General features: G+C 51.6%; 15 protein-coding genes. 9 read left to right on the top strand and 6 right to left on the bottom strand.

What is annotated here, in order from left to right:
* Positions 1-63: 63 nt before the first annotated feature.
* Together J7619_RS29990 and J7619_RS29985 are read left to right on the top strand one after the other, a co-directional pair.
* Positions 64-975: an ABC transporter ATP-binding protein gene (locus tag J7619_RS29990; protein ID WP_291207981.1), complete on the top strand. Its 912-nt coding sequence runs from the start codon at positions 64-66 to the stop codon at positions 973-975.
* A gap of 3 nt (positions 976-978) precedes the next feature.
* Complete coding sequence (locus tag J7619_RS29985) at positions 979-1,755, top strand: ABC transporter permease (RefSeq protein WP_291207979.1); 777 nt, start codon at positions 979-981, stop codon at positions 1,753-1,755.
* A gap of 52 nt (positions 1,756-1,807) precedes the next feature.
* Here J7619_RS29985 and J7619_RS29980 read toward each other — a convergent pair whose 3' ends face one another.
* Positions 1,808-4,885, bottom strand: coding sequence for an ATP-binding protein (locus J7619_RS29980; RefSeq protein ID WP_291207977.1), 3,078 nt, complete (start codon positions 4,883-4,885; stop codon positions 1,808-1,810).
* Positions 4,878-5,510 carry a response regulator transcription factor gene (locus tag J7619_RS29975; protein WP_291207975.1) on the bottom strand — a complete coding sequence of 211 codons (633 nt, stop codon included), beginning with the start codon at positions 5,508-5,510 and terminating at the stop codon, positions 4,878-4,880. Before J7619_RS29975 ends, J7619_RS29980 begins: the two co-directional genes overlap by 8 nt.
* A gap of 431 nt (positions 5,511-5,941) precedes the next feature.
* Here J7619_RS29975 and J7619_RS29970 point away from each other — a divergent pair, with 431 nt between their 5' ends.
* From J7619_RS29970 to J7619_RS29945, 6 genes are all read left to right on the top strand, one after another.
* A complete protein-coding gene (locus tag J7619_RS29970) occupies positions 5,942-9,346 on the top strand; it encodes a hypothetical protein (RefSeq protein WP_291207973.1) in 3,405 nt (1,134 codons plus the stop codon).
* A gap of 87 nt (positions 9,347-9,433) precedes the next feature.
* Positions 9,434-12,058: a zinc-dependent metalloprotease gene (locus J7619_RS29965; protein ID WP_291207971.1), complete on the top strand. Its 2,625-nt coding sequence runs from the start codon at positions 9,434-9,436 to the stop codon at positions 12,056-12,058.
* Between the two features lie 108 nt (positions 12,059-12,166).
* On the top strand, positions 12,167-12,358 hold the full coding sequence (locus J7619_RS29960) for a hypothetical protein (RefSeq protein ID WP_291207969.1): 192 nt from the start codon (positions 12,167-12,169) through the stop codon (positions 12,356-12,358).
* Between the two features lie 184 nt (positions 12,359-12,542).
* Entirely contained in the window at positions 12,543-13,370 is an 828-nt protein-coding gene (locus J7619_RS29955) for a hypothetical protein (RefSeq protein ID WP_291207967.1), read from the top strand.
* A gap of 70 nt (positions 13,371-13,440) precedes the next feature.
* A complete protein-coding gene (locus tag J7619_RS29950; protein WP_291207965.1) occupies positions 13,441-14,025 on the top strand; it encodes a Crp/Fnr family transcriptional regulator in 585 nt (194 codons plus the stop codon).
* 121 nt (positions 14,026-14,146) lie between these two features.
* Complete coding sequence (locus J7619_RS29945; RefSeq protein ID WP_291207963.1) at positions 14,147-14,761, top strand: c-type cytochrome; 615 nt, start codon at positions 14,147-14,149, stop codon at positions 14,759-14,761.
* An 83-nt stretch (positions 14,762-14,844) separates the two neighbouring features.
* On the opposite strand, the gene J7619_RS29940 is transcribed toward J7619_RS29945, so the two are convergent.
* The 4 genes from J7619_RS29940 to J7619_RS29925 form a co-directional block, all read right to left on the bottom strand.
* On the bottom strand, positions 14,845-15,606 hold the full coding sequence (locus J7619_RS29940; protein ID WP_291207961.1) for an SDR family oxidoreductase: 762 nt from the start codon (positions 15,604-15,606) through the stop codon (positions 14,845-14,847).
* A 72-nt stretch (positions 15,607-15,678) separates the two neighbouring features.
* On the bottom strand, positions 15,679-16,059 hold the full coding sequence (locus J7619_RS29935) for an AraC family transcriptional regulator (RefSeq protein WP_291207959.1): 381 nt from the start codon (positions 16,057-16,059) through the stop codon (positions 15,679-15,681).
* A 72-nt stretch (positions 16,060-16,131) separates the two neighbouring features.
* The gene (locus tag J7619_RS29930) at positions 16,132-17,076 is read right to left on the bottom strand and encodes a polysaccharide deacetylase family protein (protein ID WP_291207957.1); all 945 of its coding nucleotides are present in this window, start codon (positions 17,074-17,076) and stop codon (positions 16,132-16,134) included.
* Positions 17,077-17,086: 10 nt separating this feature from the next.
* The gene (locus J7619_RS29925) at positions 17,087-17,479 is read right to left on the bottom strand and encodes a DoxX family membrane protein (RefSeq protein ID WP_291207955.1); all 393 of its coding nucleotides are present in this window, start codon (positions 17,477-17,479) and stop codon (positions 17,087-17,089) included.
* 94 nt (positions 17,480-17,573) lie between these two features.
* Here J7619_RS29925 and J7619_RS29920 point away from each other — a divergent pair, with 94 nt between their 5' ends.
* A complete protein-coding gene (locus J7619_RS29920; RefSeq protein ID WP_291207953.1) occupies positions 17,574-18,824 on the top strand; it encodes a GNAT family N-acetyltransferase in 1,251 nt (416 codons plus the stop codon).
* Positions 18,825-18,891 lie beyond the last annotated feature (67 nt).

Below are 18,891 nucleotides of genomic sequence, written 5' to 3'. Positions count from 1 at the left end.
TTTTATTTCCGCTTGCGAAAAGAGCCGCATTTCTTTGATACACCACCAAAAGAATCAACGGAAATGAAACAAGCGGTTATCGAAACCGACCATCTGGATTACGGCTTTCAAAAAGGCGAACGAATCCTGCACGACATTAACCTGCATGTACCGCAAGGCAGCATATATGGCTTCCTGGGCCCTAATGGTGCCGGGAAAACGACCACTTTGCGCCTTCTGCTGGGACTGCTGCGCAGCGAAAACTCCGGGATCCGGCTTTTTGGCAATCCGATGCCCGGCAGCCGGATCGACATTTTAAAGCGCATCGGTTCGCTGATCGAGCAACCGTCCCTCTACCTGCATTTGACCGGCCGGGAAAACCTTGAAGTGTTCAGGCGGGCCTACGAATGCCCGGCGAGCAGGGTTGGGGAGGTATTGCAAGTGACGGGGCTCTCTGATGCGGCTGCCAAAAAGACAAAAGCTTACTCACTGGGCATGAAACAACGGCTTGCGATTGCGATCGCCTTGCTGCACGATCCGGAACTGCTGATTATGGACGAGCCAACCAACGGGCTGGACCCTAACGGGATCATCGAGATCCGCGAACTGATCCGTGATCTGAACCGGCATCAGGGAAAGACGGTGCTGGTTTCGAGCCATTTGCTGGCGGAAGTGGAGAAACTCGCGACCCATGTATGCATTATTCACCAGGGGAAATTGCTTTTTCAGGGCACCTTGGCCGAATTACAAAGTTTGCAGCACCGGCACGCGTTGCTGGAGATCGAAGTGGACGACGTTGCCAGGGCTGAACAAATCCTCTCCGGCCGGTTTACGGTTTTTGCCCAAAGCGGCTTTACCGTGCATGTCGCACATGCGGAACCTGATGAGGCCGCATCGATCAATCACATGCTCGTAGGCGGGGGCGTACGCGTGAGCCGGTTGTGTGCCGTGGGCAATGACCTTGAAGGACTCTTCTTACAAATTATTTCAGCATAACCCATGAAAACGAGATTTTTTGCCAACACGGCAGCAGAATTTATGAAAACGAAAGGAAGTTTTGCCTTGTGGCTGACGATCCTGGCTGCGCTTTTTATACCGGCTATTCATGTGGTTATACTGCTGGAAAGGCCCGATATAATGCTTCCCAAATTAGAACAGACCCCCTGGCTGACATTCTTTCGGGTCAATTGGAAAAATGTGGCCGCGGTGATCCTGCCGATGTATGTCATACTGATCACAAACCTCATTGTCCAGATCGAGTTTCGCAACAATACCTGGAAGCAGGTGTATGCTTCGCCCCGATCGTTTACCGACATTTTCTTTTCGAAGTTGGTGGTGATCCAGGTGTTGGTGCCGGTCTATATTTTTTGTTTTGACGTGTTTATCATATTGGCCGGGTTGCTGGTGCACAGCCTTAATCCGGCGTACCGGTTAACAGCCGGAAACATCGCTTGGGACAGTCTGCTGCTGATAACTTGCCGGGTCTATCTGGGGTGTCTGGCCGTCTCGGTTATCCAATATTGGCTCAGCCTGCGTTTTCGCAACTTTGTGATTCCTCTCGGCCTTGGGCTGGGCCTGTGGATCACCGGCATCGTATTAATGGATTGGGATAAAATCATCTACTATCCCTACGTGTATTCAGCGTTTATGTTTTTCATTGATTTCGATAAGGAGCCGCAACAACTCGTGGTGCTTACGATCAGTTCTATTACTGCGCTGGTGCTGTCAGTAGGCATTGCGTACTATGATATCAAACACCGGCCGGAAAGGGGATGACGGTTCAGCTTTCGGATACCACGGGTAAAACTTCCGGGTTAGTCCATGCTGATTAACCCGGAACGGCATTCCCGAAATTCAGAGAGATAGAAGTCTTCTTTTCATCCACGACGTGCGCATTGATTTGAATGCCCAGCAGCACGCAAAGGTCCTTGACAATCACGAGGCCGATCCCTTTTTGGCCGGGGTTTTGGGAGGCGCGCAGCCAGTCTTCGTAGGATGGGTATCTTTGGTTAAGCCATTCGACCAGCTCCGACGGCATGCCGCCTCCATCATCCTCAATGGTGATTTGCCTTACCGCGCCTTCGCCGGCTGATATCGTGATCGCAGATTGTGCGACTTTCAATGCATTGTCGATCAGGTTATGAATAATGATGGAAAGCAGGTTCGGGTCGCTATTGAACGTGAGCTTTGGGTCGATCACGGTTTTGATTTCCACTTCCCGGTGTGCGGCAATACCCGCAAATAACTGTGAGGTAACAGCGACGAGATCGGCTACATTGACCGGCGCGATTTCCCAGCGGTCCGAGGGCGATTTACTTTGCAGTTTGATATAGTCCAGGATACTCCGGGTGAGCGTATTCAATCGCTGGGACGTATCGAGCGTTTCGTCGCTGAGCCGGACCATGAGCGGATCGACAGCGGGTTGCCTGTGGAAATACGTATTAAACTGTTTGAGTGAAAAACCAATGTAAAGCAGCGGCGTCTGGATGTCATGGTTCACTGCCGCTATAATCTGGCTGATCACCCGGTAATGCCGGATCAGGTTGGCTTCACGTTCTTTTTTGATATGGTATGCCGACCGGGACCTGACCGATACGATAAACAGGGCCAGAAGCGCTACCCCGGCCAGGAACCGGAACCACCAGGTTTCGTACCATGCGCGCGGAACCCGCAGGTGCACGGTCTTGTAGGTGTAATCATATGCCCCGAAACCGGTAACTTTCCTGATCCTCAGTACATAATCCCCGTACCCGAGGCCGGGTAATGATATGACAAAGTCGGGATTGACAGGCATCCAGCCGTCCGCTCTGCCCGGGCCCGAGAGGGAGTAATAGATTCGGATATTTTTGGGGTTACCCAGATAGGGCGTCGTAATTTCCAGCCGCAACTGTTCGAACCCTTGCGACATTTCGAGTGTATCCGCGGCCGGCATTGCTTTGCCATCTTCCAGTGCCGAGCTGATGAAAATTCCGCGGTCGGGTAGTGCGGCTTTGACGGTTTCGGGTTTAAACCAAACCAGCCCGTTGATCGACGGGAGTGAAACGATCCCATTGGCAAGGGTAACGGCGCAAGGGTAGCAGCCCCCATTGAACTCGTTACTCCCGAAGCCGTTACTTTTGTCGTAGAACAGGTAGTAAACCAGGCTCCTTTTACGGGTGGCGTAGTCGACCAGCTGTTTTTTGGCAACCTGGAAAAGCCCCCGGTTGGTGGTGATCCAGAAAAAGCCTTTTTTATCCTCGACGATGCAATGTGCCGTTGCGAGAAAACGGTCGTCGTCAACCGGGAATTTGACCGCATTTTCACCATTCAAAAGCAACATCCCGTTTCCATAAGTCATAATCCAGGTGCCTTCCTGTGTGGTGTAGGAGCTCCGTACAGTCATGTCTTTCAGCGCTCTGACGATTTTCAAAATACCTGTTCGGGTATTCAGCCGATAGGTGTTGCCTTCGGTAGCCAGGAGCATGGATTCATCGCTTTCTCTGCCGATGATCGCGTATTCGTTCATGCTCAGCCTGAACCTGAGCTTTGGTATAAATTGCCCGTTAACCTCTTCAACCGAAAACACCGCATTGGTTTCACAGCCCACCCACAGCCTTCCGCCCGACTCCATACTGAGCGACTTCGCTTTTTCAGGCAGCCTGACATGTGCCAGGACTTTTTGTCCGCTGGGGTCCATTTTGTATAGATCAAATGCAAATTGAAGCCAGAAAGAGCCATCCTGGCAGCGACTCATGTAAAACCTGCTTCCTGTTTTTTCCAGGAAAGGGGCCTGCCGCAGGACTGTCGCCTTTACGGTACCGGGTTGAGCAATGAAGGAATACCCCTGGGAGGTAAGTACCGATAGTCCCGGGCCGGCAACCTGTGCATAGTATACGTTATCCGCATTGTCGGCAGCGAGTTTGTTGGGATGGAAATCCTGCTTTCTGAGTTGAAACAGGCCGTTCGTTGTGCTGCCGAGGAATACGATGCCACTGCTTTCGTCGAAGTATAGCGAGTGAATTTTGAATTTATCGAGATCAAAATTTCGCAGGATCAATTGCGTAGTGAGCCTTCCGGGAGCGGATGACTTGGCGAGGTAAAGGGAGTTGTCCAGGTATAGAAAGGCCTGGCGCGAGATGTTATTCCATAACAGCCGGTAGTTGTTTTTGTCGGGGGAAAACTGGCTGTTACGGAGAATATCACCATCGATGACGACGTCGCGGGTCGCGGAGCTGATCGATAGGAGGTCCCCTTTCAAATCGACCGCGTAGGGGTCCCGGCCGACGAGCAGGAAGTTCCTGAAAGGACCTGTCGATACTAAAATGGGCTTGCCGTTCCGATAACGGGTGATCGCCGGGTTACGCCAAATGTACGAAATACCTTGGTCGGAGGCTGCGAAGTAGGGTTCCGAATCCGGGTCGACGTCGTGCAGAGCGGGCATGCTCGCGAGTACACTGTTGTACCTGACCGCGTCATGCGCTATCGGGTGAGCCTTCTTGTAGAGCCTGTAAAAAGAGCTGTCTACCGACACCTGCCCGTTGGCCAGGATACCCACGTATTCGTTCTTTTCCGACAATGCGTAGAACTCCGGCCAATGCTCGGCACCCGTCGCCGGAGAAGGGACAAACCCCCGGAACCGGTTGTTTGAAATGGGGATCACGGATTTGTCGAAAACCATAAAGCGGCGCCCGTCGAAACGCACGAGACCGGCCTCCGTGGTGAGCCAGATAAAGCCATTCCGATCCTGCGCTATTGCTTTGACGCTGTTCTGGGGAAGGCCGTTTTCGTCGGTAAATTGCTGCAACCAATATCCTTCGGGCGCCTGCTGGGCAATTGCACGTGCGGGCGCAAAAAGCCACAGAGCCGACCATATGAATGCCAGTACACTTTTAAAACTACATGACCATTTCAATGGCGCTCTACTCATTAACCTGAAAATACTTGGTCAGCTCGATCACATTGTTTACGCCGAGCTTTTCAAAAATCTTGGATTTGTAAATGCTGATCGAAGAAGATGAAAGGCTCAGTTGCTCACTGATGTTCTTGGTGGATTGCCCTTTCACCAGCAGCTGCGCGACATCCAGTTCCCGCTCCGACAGTTTCTCGGCCACATTTTCCCGTGTCTCTTTGGTGCCCAGCAATTTGGCAAATGCCTGCTGCATTACCTCCGGGCTTGCGTAAGTGCGGCCGCTCAGGACATGGTCTACGGCTTTGGTAAAATCGTCGTTGATAGCGGTTTTGGAGATGTAGCCATTTGCCCCCGCCTTTAAGAACGGCACCGCATAAAGCTGCTCATCGTAGCTGGAACAAACCAGGATCGGGAGATCAGGCTGCCGGAGCCTGACGGAATGCACCATGGTAACCTTATCGCCACCGGGCAAATTGATATCCATGATCAGTAAATCAAATCTTCGCTTTTCGAGCATCGCGATGGTCTTGTTGAAATCGCTGGTGCAGGTAATTACCGCCTCGGGTTTGTGTGCCATCAATAGAAATTGAATTCCCGCCAGAATCAGCGGATGATCTTCTGCGATGATGATCTGAATACTCATGTGTGAAAAGAAATAGCTGTCGCCGGAAACTGGTGACAATTATAGGGAAAATCAATGATAGTAGTTATTCGACACGTCGTTAAATTTTTTAAATATAATTCATGCTTTTTTTTAATTGATGATCAAATTTTCGGCAATGAGGCTCCCGGTTACACGTCCTACTTTTGTCTTGTCGCTAATCCGCAATTGATACGCCGGTCAGGGCATATCAGACCATGGTAAAGGATTACGCTGAGTGATTTTTCTAACGTTGAGTAATATGATCTTCTCCCGGTGATGCCGGGAGATATGATTCTGAATGGGTTGCCAGCAAAGCACGTGTTCAGTTTGAAAATACAGCCCTCCTCCATAACTGTAATTCGACATGCAACAGCAGTCGACTGGCTCTGCGGCATGCCTTCGGTAGTTTATCGTTATTAAAACCATTTTTTATGAGCAGAAATTTACTTTGTTCGGCATTGAGCTGGGCGGTACTCCTGGCCTTCTCGTCCTCGTTTACCGTTCCGGTCGCGCACAAGACACCGGTATCAGCCACACCCGGTGCAACGGCGAAAGCAGTGGCCATCATGACATCCTGTGATCCGGGCGATCCCGCATTTGTGGATACAGACGGTGACGGAGTTGGGAACGACTGCGACCTGGATGATGACAACGATGGGATACTGGATACGAATGAATGCGCCCCATCTGATTTTTTCTGGTCGGGTAAGCCAACTATAAGCGGTAACACCGCAACGGGTACAATTAACGGAATAGGTTATACTTATCAATCTTCAAAACCAATAGGAGCCACGGGAGGTCTGTTTGGAGTAGGTAATTTTCCGGCCTCATATGGGGTGCCCAGTGTCAACCCAACGATTCAGAATACCCAGGTTACCAGTAATACGTTGACATTTGACAGTCCGATGACAGACCCGGTTTTGGTATTCGCATCCATTGGAAGCGCTTCCATTTCCGTTGGGATCACTTTCGGTGCTCCGGTGGAAATATTGTGGTCACAAGGTGTTACTCAGAATTCGTCCACCCAGATCACCGGAAGGGAAGGATATGCGATTGTAAGGATGACGGGATCATTCAGCAGCCTCAGCTTCAACTACACAGTAGCCGAGTTTTACGCGAATTTTGTTTTCGGGGCAACTATTCCCAGGGTATGCGACTTCGACGGGGACGGCATTGCAGATCAACTGGATGCTGACAGTGATAATGACGGTTGCAATGATGCCATCGAAGCGGGCGGTACCGACGGCGACAGCGATGGTAAACTGGGCATTTCACCGGTGCAGGTGGATGCTAGCGGAAGGGTAACGGGACAAGGCGGTTATACGAGCAACTTCCAGAATGCCAAGAAGGCGACGCGTTTGCTGGTTAACACAGCACCCGAAAACCAGTCGGTAGCAACGGGTGGTACCACTTCTTTCAGCGTGGCTGCCAATGCTACTTCCACCACCGCCTACACGGGATCAACGCCGAACTACACCGACCCTGGTGCCACTGATGTGTCGGGCACGATCAAATACCAATGGCAGGAGAATACCGGTTCGGGTTTTACCAATATAACCAATGGAGGCATTTACAGCGGCGCTACCACTGCGACGCTTACGCTCACCGGCGTGAGTCCGGTTAAAGATGGCGCCGTTTACCGTGTGCTGATCTCACACCCCGATAATGCTTGTATCGCAGAGCAGCGCGACGCAACGCTTACGGTAATATCGACTCCCTGCGATTTCGGTAACCCTGCATTCGTGGATACCGACGGAGATGGGGTCGGGAATGCCTGTGACCTGGATGACGACAATGATGGAATCCTTGACACGGATGAATGCTCGTCGAACACTTTTTTCTGGTCCGGCGCGCCTGCAATAAGCGGCAACACCGCAACAGGCACGATTAACGGAATAGGGTATACTTATCAGTCTTCACAACCCATCGGGGCTACGAGCAGCATGTATGCGATAGGCTTATTTCCTGCCTCGTATGGTGTGCCGAATGTCAATCCAACGATCAGAAACACCCAGGTTACCAGCAATACGCTCACATTTGACAGCCCGATGACCGATCCGGTACTCGTGTTCTCCTCAATTGGAAGTGCTTCCATTTCTGTTGGGATTACCTTTGGAGCTCCGGTAGAAATATTATGGTCGCAAGGTGTTGTCCAGAATACGCCAACCCAAATTACCGGAACGGAAGGCTTTGCCATTGTGAGAATGACCGGCGTATTTACCAATATCAGCTTCAACTACACGGTAGCTGAGAACTGGGCTAATTTTGCCTTCGGCGCAAGTCTTCCCTCGGTCTGCGATCTGGACGGAGACGGAATCCCCGATCAGTTGGACCCGGATAGTGACAACGACGGCTGCAACGATGCGATCGAAGCAGGTGGTACAGACGGCGACGCCGACGGCGTGCTGGGAGTTTCGCCGGTACAGGTGGATGCCAATGGCAAGGTGACGGGGCAAGGCGGTTACACGGGCAACTTCCAGAATGCCAAGAAGGCGACACGTCTGCTGGTTAACACCGCACCCGGAAACCAGTCGGCTGAAAGCGGCGGTACCGCTTCGTTCTCTGTGGCTGCCAATGCGACTTCTACTACTGCTTATATCGCATCGACCCCTAATTATAGTGATCCCGGTGCTACCGATGTATCAGGCACCATCAAATACCAATGGCAGGAGGATACCGGGTCGGGCTATGCCAATATCGCCGATGGAGGTATTTACAGCGGGGCAACGACCGCGACACTTACGCTAACCGGCGTGGGACTGGTGAAGAACGGTGCGAAATACCGCGTAGCAGTGACACACCCGGATAACGTCTGTATCCTGGAACAGCGCGAAGCGACCCTGACGGTTACCGGTTGTTTAATGGACATTGGCGGGACGGTGTTCGACGACCCGACGGGCATCCAGGACGGCGTGAGCGGCTCGCCGGTGAACGGATCGACATTGGGCCTTTACGTGACCCTGATTACCACAGGACCGGGTGCTCCTTCGCAAGCGGTCGTACCGGTTAGCGCCTCAGGTACCTTCTTGTTCTCCAACGTCCCGGCCGGCAGTCATAAGCTGGTATTGGGCACCACTTCCGGCGGTACCACTGCGGGCCAGATGCCTTCGGGATACTTCGCGATCCGCGAGGGCGGGGCGGTTATTTCCGGCAGCGGGCCAGGTGATGGCACCGCGGACGGGGCCATGAGCCTCACGGCCGACTGCGCTGGTATCCAATACCCAACAGGACGTATTGCGGCAGACGTTAGCTATCTGGACAACAACTTTGTGATTTCCGCCAACGATCCGATGCCGGTAACATTGATATCCTTCTCGCTGGTAGCGGAAGAGCATCACGCCCGTTTGAACTGGGAAACTTCTTCGGAAACAAATAGCGACCGGTTTGAAATCCAGCATAGCCGCGACGGGAAAACCTGGGCTGCATTGGCATCGGTCAAAGCAAGCGGTGAAAGTGTGACCAACCGAGCTTATACATACCTGGATCAGCAGGCCAGGCCGGGCAACAACTTCTATCGTCTGAAAATGATCGACTATGGCTCGGACGGTCGGGAAGGTACTTTTGCATACAGCAGCGTCAGGAACATCCGGATAGACGGCAAAGAGCTGGCGGTCGCGTACCCCAATCCTTCCAACGGGCCTGTACAGCTGACGGTCACCGATTGGAAACGTGTCAGGAATGTTACTGCGGTGGATATGTATGGCAGGAATGTGTTCGACACAGGCCGCCTGAAATCGGAAACAGTCCAGCTTCCGGCGCTGGGTAAGGGAGTGAGTATATTGAAAATCCTGTATGACGATGGGGCTATTGAAACAGTCAAGGTGATAGCACGCTGATCTGCGCTTCTCCCGGTGATGCCGGGAGAAGCTTTGTTTTTGTAATCAATCAATTCGTTCGTTTATCAAACTAAATTTTATTCATTTATGAAGAGACTTCTAACCGTTTTATTTGCGCTCTCCTTTCAATTTGCAGCTGCGCAAAAGGGCTTTTTTACCAGGGTAACATCCAGCGATAACCCCGCAGCCCGTGAAAGTACACATCTGACGAGGCATTCGGTTTTCCGTATTCAGACAAGCAATTTGAAGAACTATCTGGCCGGAGCTCCCCGTGAGTTTGGCGCGAAGAATGCCGCAGGCCGGGTTTTGGAAATCCCGCTGCCTGATGGTAACGTAGCGCTTTTTGAAATTTTCGAATCGCCGATTTTGTCCCCGGAGGTTGCTGCAAAGCATCCTGAGATCAAGACTTACGCGGGTAAGGGCGTAACACGCAAGGATTATTCGGTCCGTATCAACTTCACTGCCATGGGTTTCAATGCAATTATCCTGGGTGTTGAAAATGATGCGGTGTATTTTGAAAAAATCAATATGGACACGGCCGACAGCACCTACCGGAGCTATTTCTCCCGGGATGCGATCAGTCCTGAAAAAGCCACGGAGAAAACCGCCAATAACCGTTGCGGAACGCTCGACAGCGAAAGCCGCGCCAAGCGGCTGAATACCGGGAACAAGCGAAGTGCCGCCACCGCCTCTACCGGAGCTACGCTGAGAACCTTCCGCCTGGCCATGGCAGCCAATGGGGAATTTACCGCGCGGAAAGGCGGAACGGCCACTTTGGCCTATGCGGCGCTGACCAACTACGTCAACAACATGAACGCCGTTTACCGAAAAGAGCTAAGCGTGTCGTTTGTCCTGGTTAGTGATGAATCGGTCGTTTACACCGACGCTGCTACCGATCCATATAACAACGACGACCAGTCGGCGATGCTGGACGAAAACCAGGCGAACCTCGACAATGTCATCACCGGCGGTTATGATGTCGGGCATGTGCTGGGCGCAACGGGCGGTTCGGGCGGTGGCATTGCCGCGCGCGGATCGGTGTGCGACCCCGCTTCGAAAGGACAGGGCGTATCAGGAGTAGGGGACGGGTCCTATCCGGATGTGTTCGATCAGCAGCTTATTCAGCACGAGGTCGGCCACCAGTTCGATATGAGCCATAGCTACAATAGCAATGTGCCGGTATGTACCACCCGGGCATTCGACACCTCGGTAGAGCCGGGATCGGGAACTACGATTATGAGTTACGGCTATACCTGCAACAATACCGAAGCGTCGAGCGGGTTGGTCGGTAATGATGATTATGAAGGAAGTTACTCGCCTATTCTGAACTTCCACACTGTGAATTACGATCAGGCGAATACATTTATTGAAACGTTATCATGCTACTCATCGACAGCTACCGGCAATGCTATTCCGGTGATCAATGCCATGCAATCGAGCTGGACAATCCCGAAATCGACCCCGTTCGCGCTCAGCGGGTCGGCCACCGATTCGGATCCGGCCGATGTTTTGAGCTATTCATGGGAAGGCACCAATGTCAGCGATGAAGCCGACAAAACGGCACTGACCGCGACTGTGATTTCCGACGCTTCGAAGCCACCATTTTTCAGGTCCTATGCGCCCGTCACGATCAATGAAAGCGCGAATCCGGGAACACGCTACTATCCGAGGTTAAGCTCAATCCTGGATGGTTCAAACTATGCTATCGGCGATAAATTGCCTTCGATCGGCGTGGTGACGACCCATAAGCTGACTGTCCGGGACAACGACAGCGGCGTTAACTCAGCCGCGGTCACTGTGAACGTGGACGGCGGCTCCGGCCCCTTCCTGATTACCAATGATACCCCTGGCAGCTTGCTCGGGCCAGTCGGTTCTTATCCGCTGGCAGGCCTGATCACGGTGAACTGGAGTGTCAATGGAACAGCCGCTGCACCGGTGAATTGTACGTTGGTGGATATTTTCCTGTCGACGGATGGCGGATTGACATTCCCGACTACCCTTGGAACGGCCCTCAATGCATTGGGAACTGCCACGGTTGTCTTGCCGCTGGTCAATACGAATAAGGCAAGAATCAAAATAGCGCCGAGCAGCAGCACAGCAGGGGGCAACGTGCCCAATGTGTTTTTTGATATCTCGAATGTCAATTTCACGATTGGCTCGCCAATGCCAGTAACCCTGGTGTCATTCGAGGTAAAACCTACGTCGGAGCGTTCGGCGTCGCTCGTCTGGCAAACTACTGAGGAGCGAAACAATGCTGGTTTTGAAATTGAAATGAGCCTCGACGCGAGAACCTTCGGCAAGGTCGGTTTTGTAGATGGGAATGGAACCACCAATTCAAGCCGGCAATACCAGTATTCGGTGAAGGACCTGCAAAGCGGAAGATATTATTTCCGTTTGAAGCAGCTGGATTATGATGGCAAATTTGAGTATTCTCAGATTCGGGCGATCGAGCTGAAAAGTGCCAAAGAGACACTGGCGGTATATCCTAATCCGACCAGCGGCAAGCTGAAAATCCATCCGTCGCTGCATAAGGGCCAGGCGTTCTCTGTACAAATCGTTGATCAGAGCGGCCGGACCGTGGTGTCACTCCCAACCAGCGACCGCTATACCAATGGCTATGAACTGGACGCATCGCGTCTGCCCTCGGGGATTTACAGCATCGTCCTGACAGGGATAAATTTCAGTGAAAACCTGCGATTTGTAAAACAATAACCCGATTCAGCAGCCAGATAACCTGTCTGGCCGGCACACTCACGAAGAACAGAGCGAAGAGAATTTCTGCTCTGTTCTTCTTTTATCCTGACGTAACCCAAAGTACGTATGCCAGTGAACAAAGAACTATTCCCGGACTTCCCTTACCGCGCAATCGAGGTGGTTCGGTTTATTCAGTCGAAAGAACTGTTCACATGCATGCTGCGCAACGGCCGCGTGATCCATTTTTGCCCCGGGGATGCCGCGTTGTTCAGGAGCTGGCTGTTGGAAAACGGGGTAAAAGCGGTACCACTCATCTGATATTTTAAAAATGTGCTTTTTAAGCGAACTATTCGAATGGTTACATAGTTGGCTTTTTAGTGCCAGGCAGCATGGAAAGGCTCTTTTTTGCTGATTATTGGATTTGTTCTACGCAAAGTTCCGATAGTTATAATAAGAGCCGGCAGGTTGCTTCGCCTGTTTTTAAAATACCCGATTTTATCAGATGATCCGATTTTTTATTGCAAGCGTACTGCTTGCATGCAGCAGCATCGCATATGCGCAGTACTCTCCTGTGAGTTCTCACAATCAAAAGGGCAAGATTTTCGCTTATTGGGGCTGGAACCGAGCCTCTTACACACAATCCAACATCCATTTCAAAGGTCAGGAGTATGACTTTACCCTGAAAAGCGTGGTGGCGAAAGACCGGCCGACGCACTTCACCGCGCGGTATTTCAACCCTTCCAAGATGACCATACCGCAGTACAACTTCCGGATCGGTTACTTCATCACACCCGAATTCAGCCTTTCCTTCGGATTCGACCACATGAAATATGTGATGAAGCAGGATCAGACCGTCGACATTACCGGCCACATTTCGGGCTCAGGCACCGAGTACGACCGGGTTTACGAGAACGAGCCGATCAAACTCACTGGCGATTTCCTGAAATTCGAGCATACCAATGGGTTGAACTACCTGAATATCGAGCTTCGCCGCATGCACAATTTGCTGGATGAGCGAAAGCTGAGGATCAGGAATATCGAGCTCAACATCTTCGAAGGGGCCGGAATCGGTATTTTGTATCCTAAAACAGACGTGACGCTATTGAACTTTGACGAGAACGACCAATGGCATGTAGCCGGTTACGGGATGAACCTCGTCGGCGGGCTGAACGTGACGTTCTTTAAACATTTCTTTATCCAGGCAGAAATGAAAGGCGGTTATATCAATATGCCCGACATCCTGACCACCAACTTCCCGCAAGACCACGCGAGCCAGCATTTCTTCTTTTTCCAGGGTAACACCAATCTTGGGGTAATTTTCAAATTGTAGGGTTTGCGATGGGGCGGGGTAAGCGTGCTCCTTGAGGGCATAATCCCTCGTTTTTGTATTTTAGCGATCTATGGAGGAATCGTTAAAGTCGCTTCACGCATTCATGTGCAAGTTTCATCCGCTCGATGCCGACGATTGGGCGGCATTGTCGTGCGTGTGGAAGCCATTCTCGGCAGATCGGAGGGAAATCCTCACATTTGCCGGAGAAACGGAACGCTATCTTTATTTCGTGACCGAAGGCGTGCAACGCATTTACTATCTGGACGACGAGAATCGCGAAGCTACGCTTGTTTTTACCTATAAGTCGGCATTCGGCGGCATTATGGATTCCGGGCTTATGGAAGAGCCGTCGCGTTATTATTATGAAACGCTCACGCCTTCGAGCTTCATCCGCGTGCCTTACAGTGAATTCAAGGAATTGGCCCAACAGCATCCCCGTATCCAGCAGATGATGCATGTTTGTATCACTCGGATATTTTCGGGCATTATGGAACGGCTGGTGGAAGTACAACGGTTTTCTTCCGAAGACAAATTCAGAAATCTACTTAAGCGCAGTCCGCATATCCTTCAATTGGTACCCCATAAATACCTGGCCAGCTACCTGGGTATCGACCCGACGAATTTCAGCAAACTGGTGAATAAGGTACGGATTTAAAAATGTTGGTTTTTACCAAATATTTGAAAAACCCGGTTTAGCAAATTTGCAATGTCGATTGATCATCAGGGGTTGAGAATTACCGGCATGATCCAGTTTTAAACCTAAATATCTATTTGCTATGAAACTTATTTACCTGGCCGTTTCCGCGGCTATCTGGTCCTTGTGTGCCTATACAAAGGCCCCCGAGACACACAAACAGCTGATCCGAAACTTGTCGGAGACGGCGGTCCCGGCTGATAAACAGCACGTCGTCGCCAGCGAAGATGCAGTCCGGCGGGGCGAATACCTGGTGACCGTTATGGGATGCGCTGATTGTCATTCGCCTAAGAAAATGACCCCGCAGGGGCCCGCACCGGATATGGACCGCTTCCTGTCGGGATACAACAGCGCCCAGCCGCTGGGGAAGGTCGATCAGAGTATTATCAAAACGGGAGAATGGGTAGTATTTAACGGGCAAAGCACCGCATTTGCCGGTCCGTGGGGTGTTTCATTCGCAGCCAATCTGACACCTGACGAGACAGGAATAGGAACCTGGACGTTCGATCAGTTTAACACAGCGATGCGTAAAGGGAAGTTCAAAGGGTTGCCAAATACGCGCGCGCTGCTGCCGCCAATGCCCTGGCCTAACTATATGAACATGACGGACGCTGACATGCGTGCGGTTTTCGCCTACCTGAAATCCATCAAGCCCGTCTCTAACGTGGTGCCGTCGCACATACCACCGGGTAAGTGAGATTTTGAGTAATGCGTGTAGCTGTTTTGGAAAAGCAGGCTCCTGCCTTCTTTTGAAGCGTTTGGAGCCTGCTTTCGAAACGATTATCGGGTCGTGTACCCGCCGTTTGCGAATATGGTCTGGCCGGTAATCCACCATCCGTCGGTTACCAGGAACTCCACCAGGGGCGCGATGTCGGCGATGTCCGTTAACCCTCCGAGTGCTGAGGCTGATTTGTGATAAGCCACAGCGTCAGCGGTTTCCTGGCCGTAGAAGAACGGCGTGTCCATCGGACCGGGTGCAACCGCCGTGACGGAAATGCCCCTGGCGCCAAATTCTTTGGAGGCGGCGCGGGTGTAGTGCTCAACGGGCGCTTTTTGTCCCGCATAAGTAGAGTAAAGCCCGGTGTATGCGGCCAGAAGGGAAGTTACGATCGTACACACCTTACCGTTTTCATTGAGCTTGCTTCCTGCCTGCTGGATAAAGAAATACGCAACTTTGGAATTAATATCTGCCATGCTGTCATATTCAGCCTCCGTGGTTTCGGCAAATGGTTTTTTCAGGACTTTCCCCACGGTGTTGATCGCAATGTCTATGCCGCCGAACCGGGAAATGGTTTCATCAAAAAAGCGGGCGATATTATCAATCTGAGTCAAATCGCCCTGGAAGAGGAACCCGTCCGCACCCGCGGCCTGCACCGCGTCGAGGGTTGCCTGCGCCTCTGGCCGGGAGCTTTCACTATTGTAATGGATGGCCAGCTTGGCTGCGCCTTTCGCGGCAAGGTTCCGGGCCAGCAAACCTCCAAGGTTCTTGCCTCCACCTGCGATCAATACTACTTTACCTTTTAGTTCGTTTCTTGACATCATCGTGATTTTTATTGAATAATGTCAAAGGTAGACCACCGCCCGGGCGCGGGTATGGTGAACTTTTCGGAATTTTCAGGCTGGGGTAAACATCTTTTGCCGGTATTGCCCCGGCGTCATTCCCGCATATTTCTTGTAGAATTTGGTGAAATTGGAAGGATCGTAGCTCAGCTTGCGCGCAATTTCGGCAACCGGGTAATCGGTTTCATTCAGCAGCGTATTCACCTTTTCCAGGATCTTTTGAATGTAAAAGTGGCACGGGTGATGCCCCGTCGCTTGTTTGACAATCGCGATCAGGTGTTTGTGCGATACACACAATTCCCGCGCGATATCGCCAAGCTCCATCATTTCCGTTTCCTGCCCTTCGGCCAGTCTGGAAAGGTGAATGTCGATCAGCTCGAAATAGGCGCTGATCAGCTTGTTGTGCCGTGATGAAGTGCTCTCTTCTTTTATCATAACCGTATTCAATATTTGCAAAATTACATCAATAAGTTTTGCATCAACATTCCTGCTGGGCAGAAGCTTGCACTACCGGCGGATCGCCGTAGGGTCCGACAGTATGATCCGGGCAATTTCATCCTTGCGCTTGAAGCTCACACCCGGGTGCCGCTGCATGTACCTGACCAGTTCATGGGTGGCCAGTACCATTTGAGGAGTACCGCCAATCCGGTCGTGAAAACTGATGGACATTTGCCGCCGGCGGGTCGCGCCTTCTTTATATAGTAAGTCAAACTCGGCTTTGACCTGGTTGACAAACTGGTCAACGGAAAAGTTTCTGCCTTCTATCAAAAGGATATCGTTGCACCTGATCGTGTACGGAACAACAGCCAGGTCGCGGCCTGCTACTCCAATCACAAAGGGTTCATCGCGGCTCAAATCATCAATATGATATTGAAAACCCAGTTCCCCGAGTATTTTTAGGGTGTTTTCCCCACGCCGCAGCCAGTTGGCATTGTAGCCGATCGGGTCAACACCCGTGGCTTTCCTGACCGCCTCGGCACCGTCGGCGATGAAGGCCTTTTCCTCATTGTAAGACATGTCGTACTGCGAACGCCAGTTCATGCCATGTGCTGCCGCCTCGTGCCCACGCCTGACGATCTCTTTGGCCAGATCCGGATGTTTGGCCACGGCCGCGCCGACCATATGCGAAGTGACCTTAATGCCCAGCTCATCCCAATTGTCGAGCATTCGGGGGATGCCTTCATTTACGCCATATTCATACCAGGTAACAGCGGGCAGGTCGCGGAACCCCGGTTGCATATTTCGCGGAAACGGGCTTTCGGCGTTGTCGGGTTGCCCGCCGGATTCGAACTGCATGGAAATCGATACGACGAGGCGGGAACCGTCCGGCCATTTTGAAACGGCATTGTCGGGAAGGTGTTTGAGGGCGTTTGTTGTACCTGTCTGCCTCGCAAATGGGCTGAATGCGCTTAGTACGCCGGTTTGACGAAGGAATGTTCTGCGATTGTTCATTGTCGTACGGTTAATTGTTAAAAGCCTTGTCGACTGCCCAGGTGTTGCTGGAAATGAATTGAATCAGCAATGCGACGATTAGCAAATGAATGAGCTGGCTGGGGACTGCTTCCCAGTTTTCGACCATCGCTGTGCCGAAAAGCAACAACAGCATCAGGGCCGCTGTGGCGAGCAGCGCAGCTTCCGTCCAAAGACCTGCCAGCAGCAAAATACCGATGATGAATTCGCAGAAAGGCAAAGCCATACTGAACGGCCTGACCAGCGCCAGGGGGAGCATCGACTTGGCGAAGCTGCCTGTCATCCAATCGCTGAATGCATTTATTTTAGGTAAACGGACCAGTCCATGCCCGAACATACTTACACCGATTCCGAGGCGCAGCAATAAAAAAACAGTTGTGTTCATATTCACAGGATTAAAAATTAGTGATGCTGCAAAACTCCGTACATTTGCAGGAGGAAAAATGTATGTTTATTGGAAAAATCGGTAAATTGAAAGGATGCGGGTAAAAAATCTCTATAAGCCCTACGAAATAGAGCTGCTTGAAGCGGATCAGTACAAGGCCAAGAGCCAGGTAAATACTTTTTTTGAAATGGTTTTCATTCTGGAAGGGACCGGCGTGCAAATCATCAACGACCACCAGCTACCCTATGGGCCCGACAAGTTGTTCCTGATATTTCCCAGGGATAGCCATGGTTTTGAAATACAGGAAACGACACGGTTTGTATTCATCCGTTTCAACCAGGGCTATCTGAACAGCCAGCCCAGGGAGTGGCTTCAAAAGCTTGAGTACATTTTTCACAACCACGACCATCTTCCCGGCTGCATTCTTAAAACGGTTACCGACAAGCCGACGATCAGGATATTGACCGAGGCGCTGTTGAGGGAGCAGCAATCCGGCGGCCCCCATCAATCGCAGGTAATGCAACAGCTGCTGAATACCATTATTACGGTCGCCGCCAGAAATATCGCACTTTTCCAGCAAGCGGATCACTACCAGTCGTCTCAGCCTTTGTCTTTACTCGGGTATGTGCATGAGCATATTTACACGCCTCAGGCGCTGAGGGTCGAAAAGCTGGCGGCCTATTTCAATATATCACCCACGTATGTCAGCCAGTATTTCAAACGCGAAACCGGGGAGAGTCTTCAGGAGTATGTTAATGCCTATCGGCTGGCGCTGATCGAATCGCGCCTGGCGTATACCAATCAGCGCCTCGGAGAGATCGCCACTGAATTCGGTTTTACCGACACGAGCCATCTCAACAAGCTTTTTCGAAAAAGTAAGGGCGTTTCGCCATCCGGATACCGTAAAAAAAGAAAGCCCGGTAGAACCGAGCTGTTGGAATTTACCCCCGACCATGCCCAGGCGCTGCGTGAGATTTATCTGGAAGGACGCCGGCACGCATTTCCGTGGATGCCGGCAGATTCTTACGGGCTTGGCGATTTCGACCTGGCCGTAGAAGGGGAGAAGATACTGGTCGCACTTCACGACCAGGTTGTGGTGGGGTTTGTTTCCTGGTGGGAGCCGGACAACTTCGTTCATTGCCTTTATGTGGATCCGGCATTTCATGGGCGCGGCATCGGGACCAGGCTGCTGAGCGAATGTCTTGACAGGATCGGTCGCCCGGCTCAACTTAAATGCGTTGCGGCGAATAACGCTGCAGTCCAGTTTTATTTGCAGCAAAAATGGACCGTCGCTTCGCAGGGGAATTGTGATGAAGGTACCTATTTGCTAATGGTACATTCCTGACCAGGATCGGTTGATATACCCTCGCACTTCGTTTCGATTATCTGTTAACTTTGCCGGCATCATACCT

The sequence above is a fragment of the Dyadobacter sp. genome (genome assembly GCF_017744695.1).
Classification (GTDB): domain Bacteria; phylum Bacteroidota; class Bacteroidia; order Cytophagales; family Spirosomataceae; genus Dyadobacter.
Note: the sequence above shows the minus strand (reverse complement) of the source record. Positions and strands in the feature narration are given on the sequence as shown.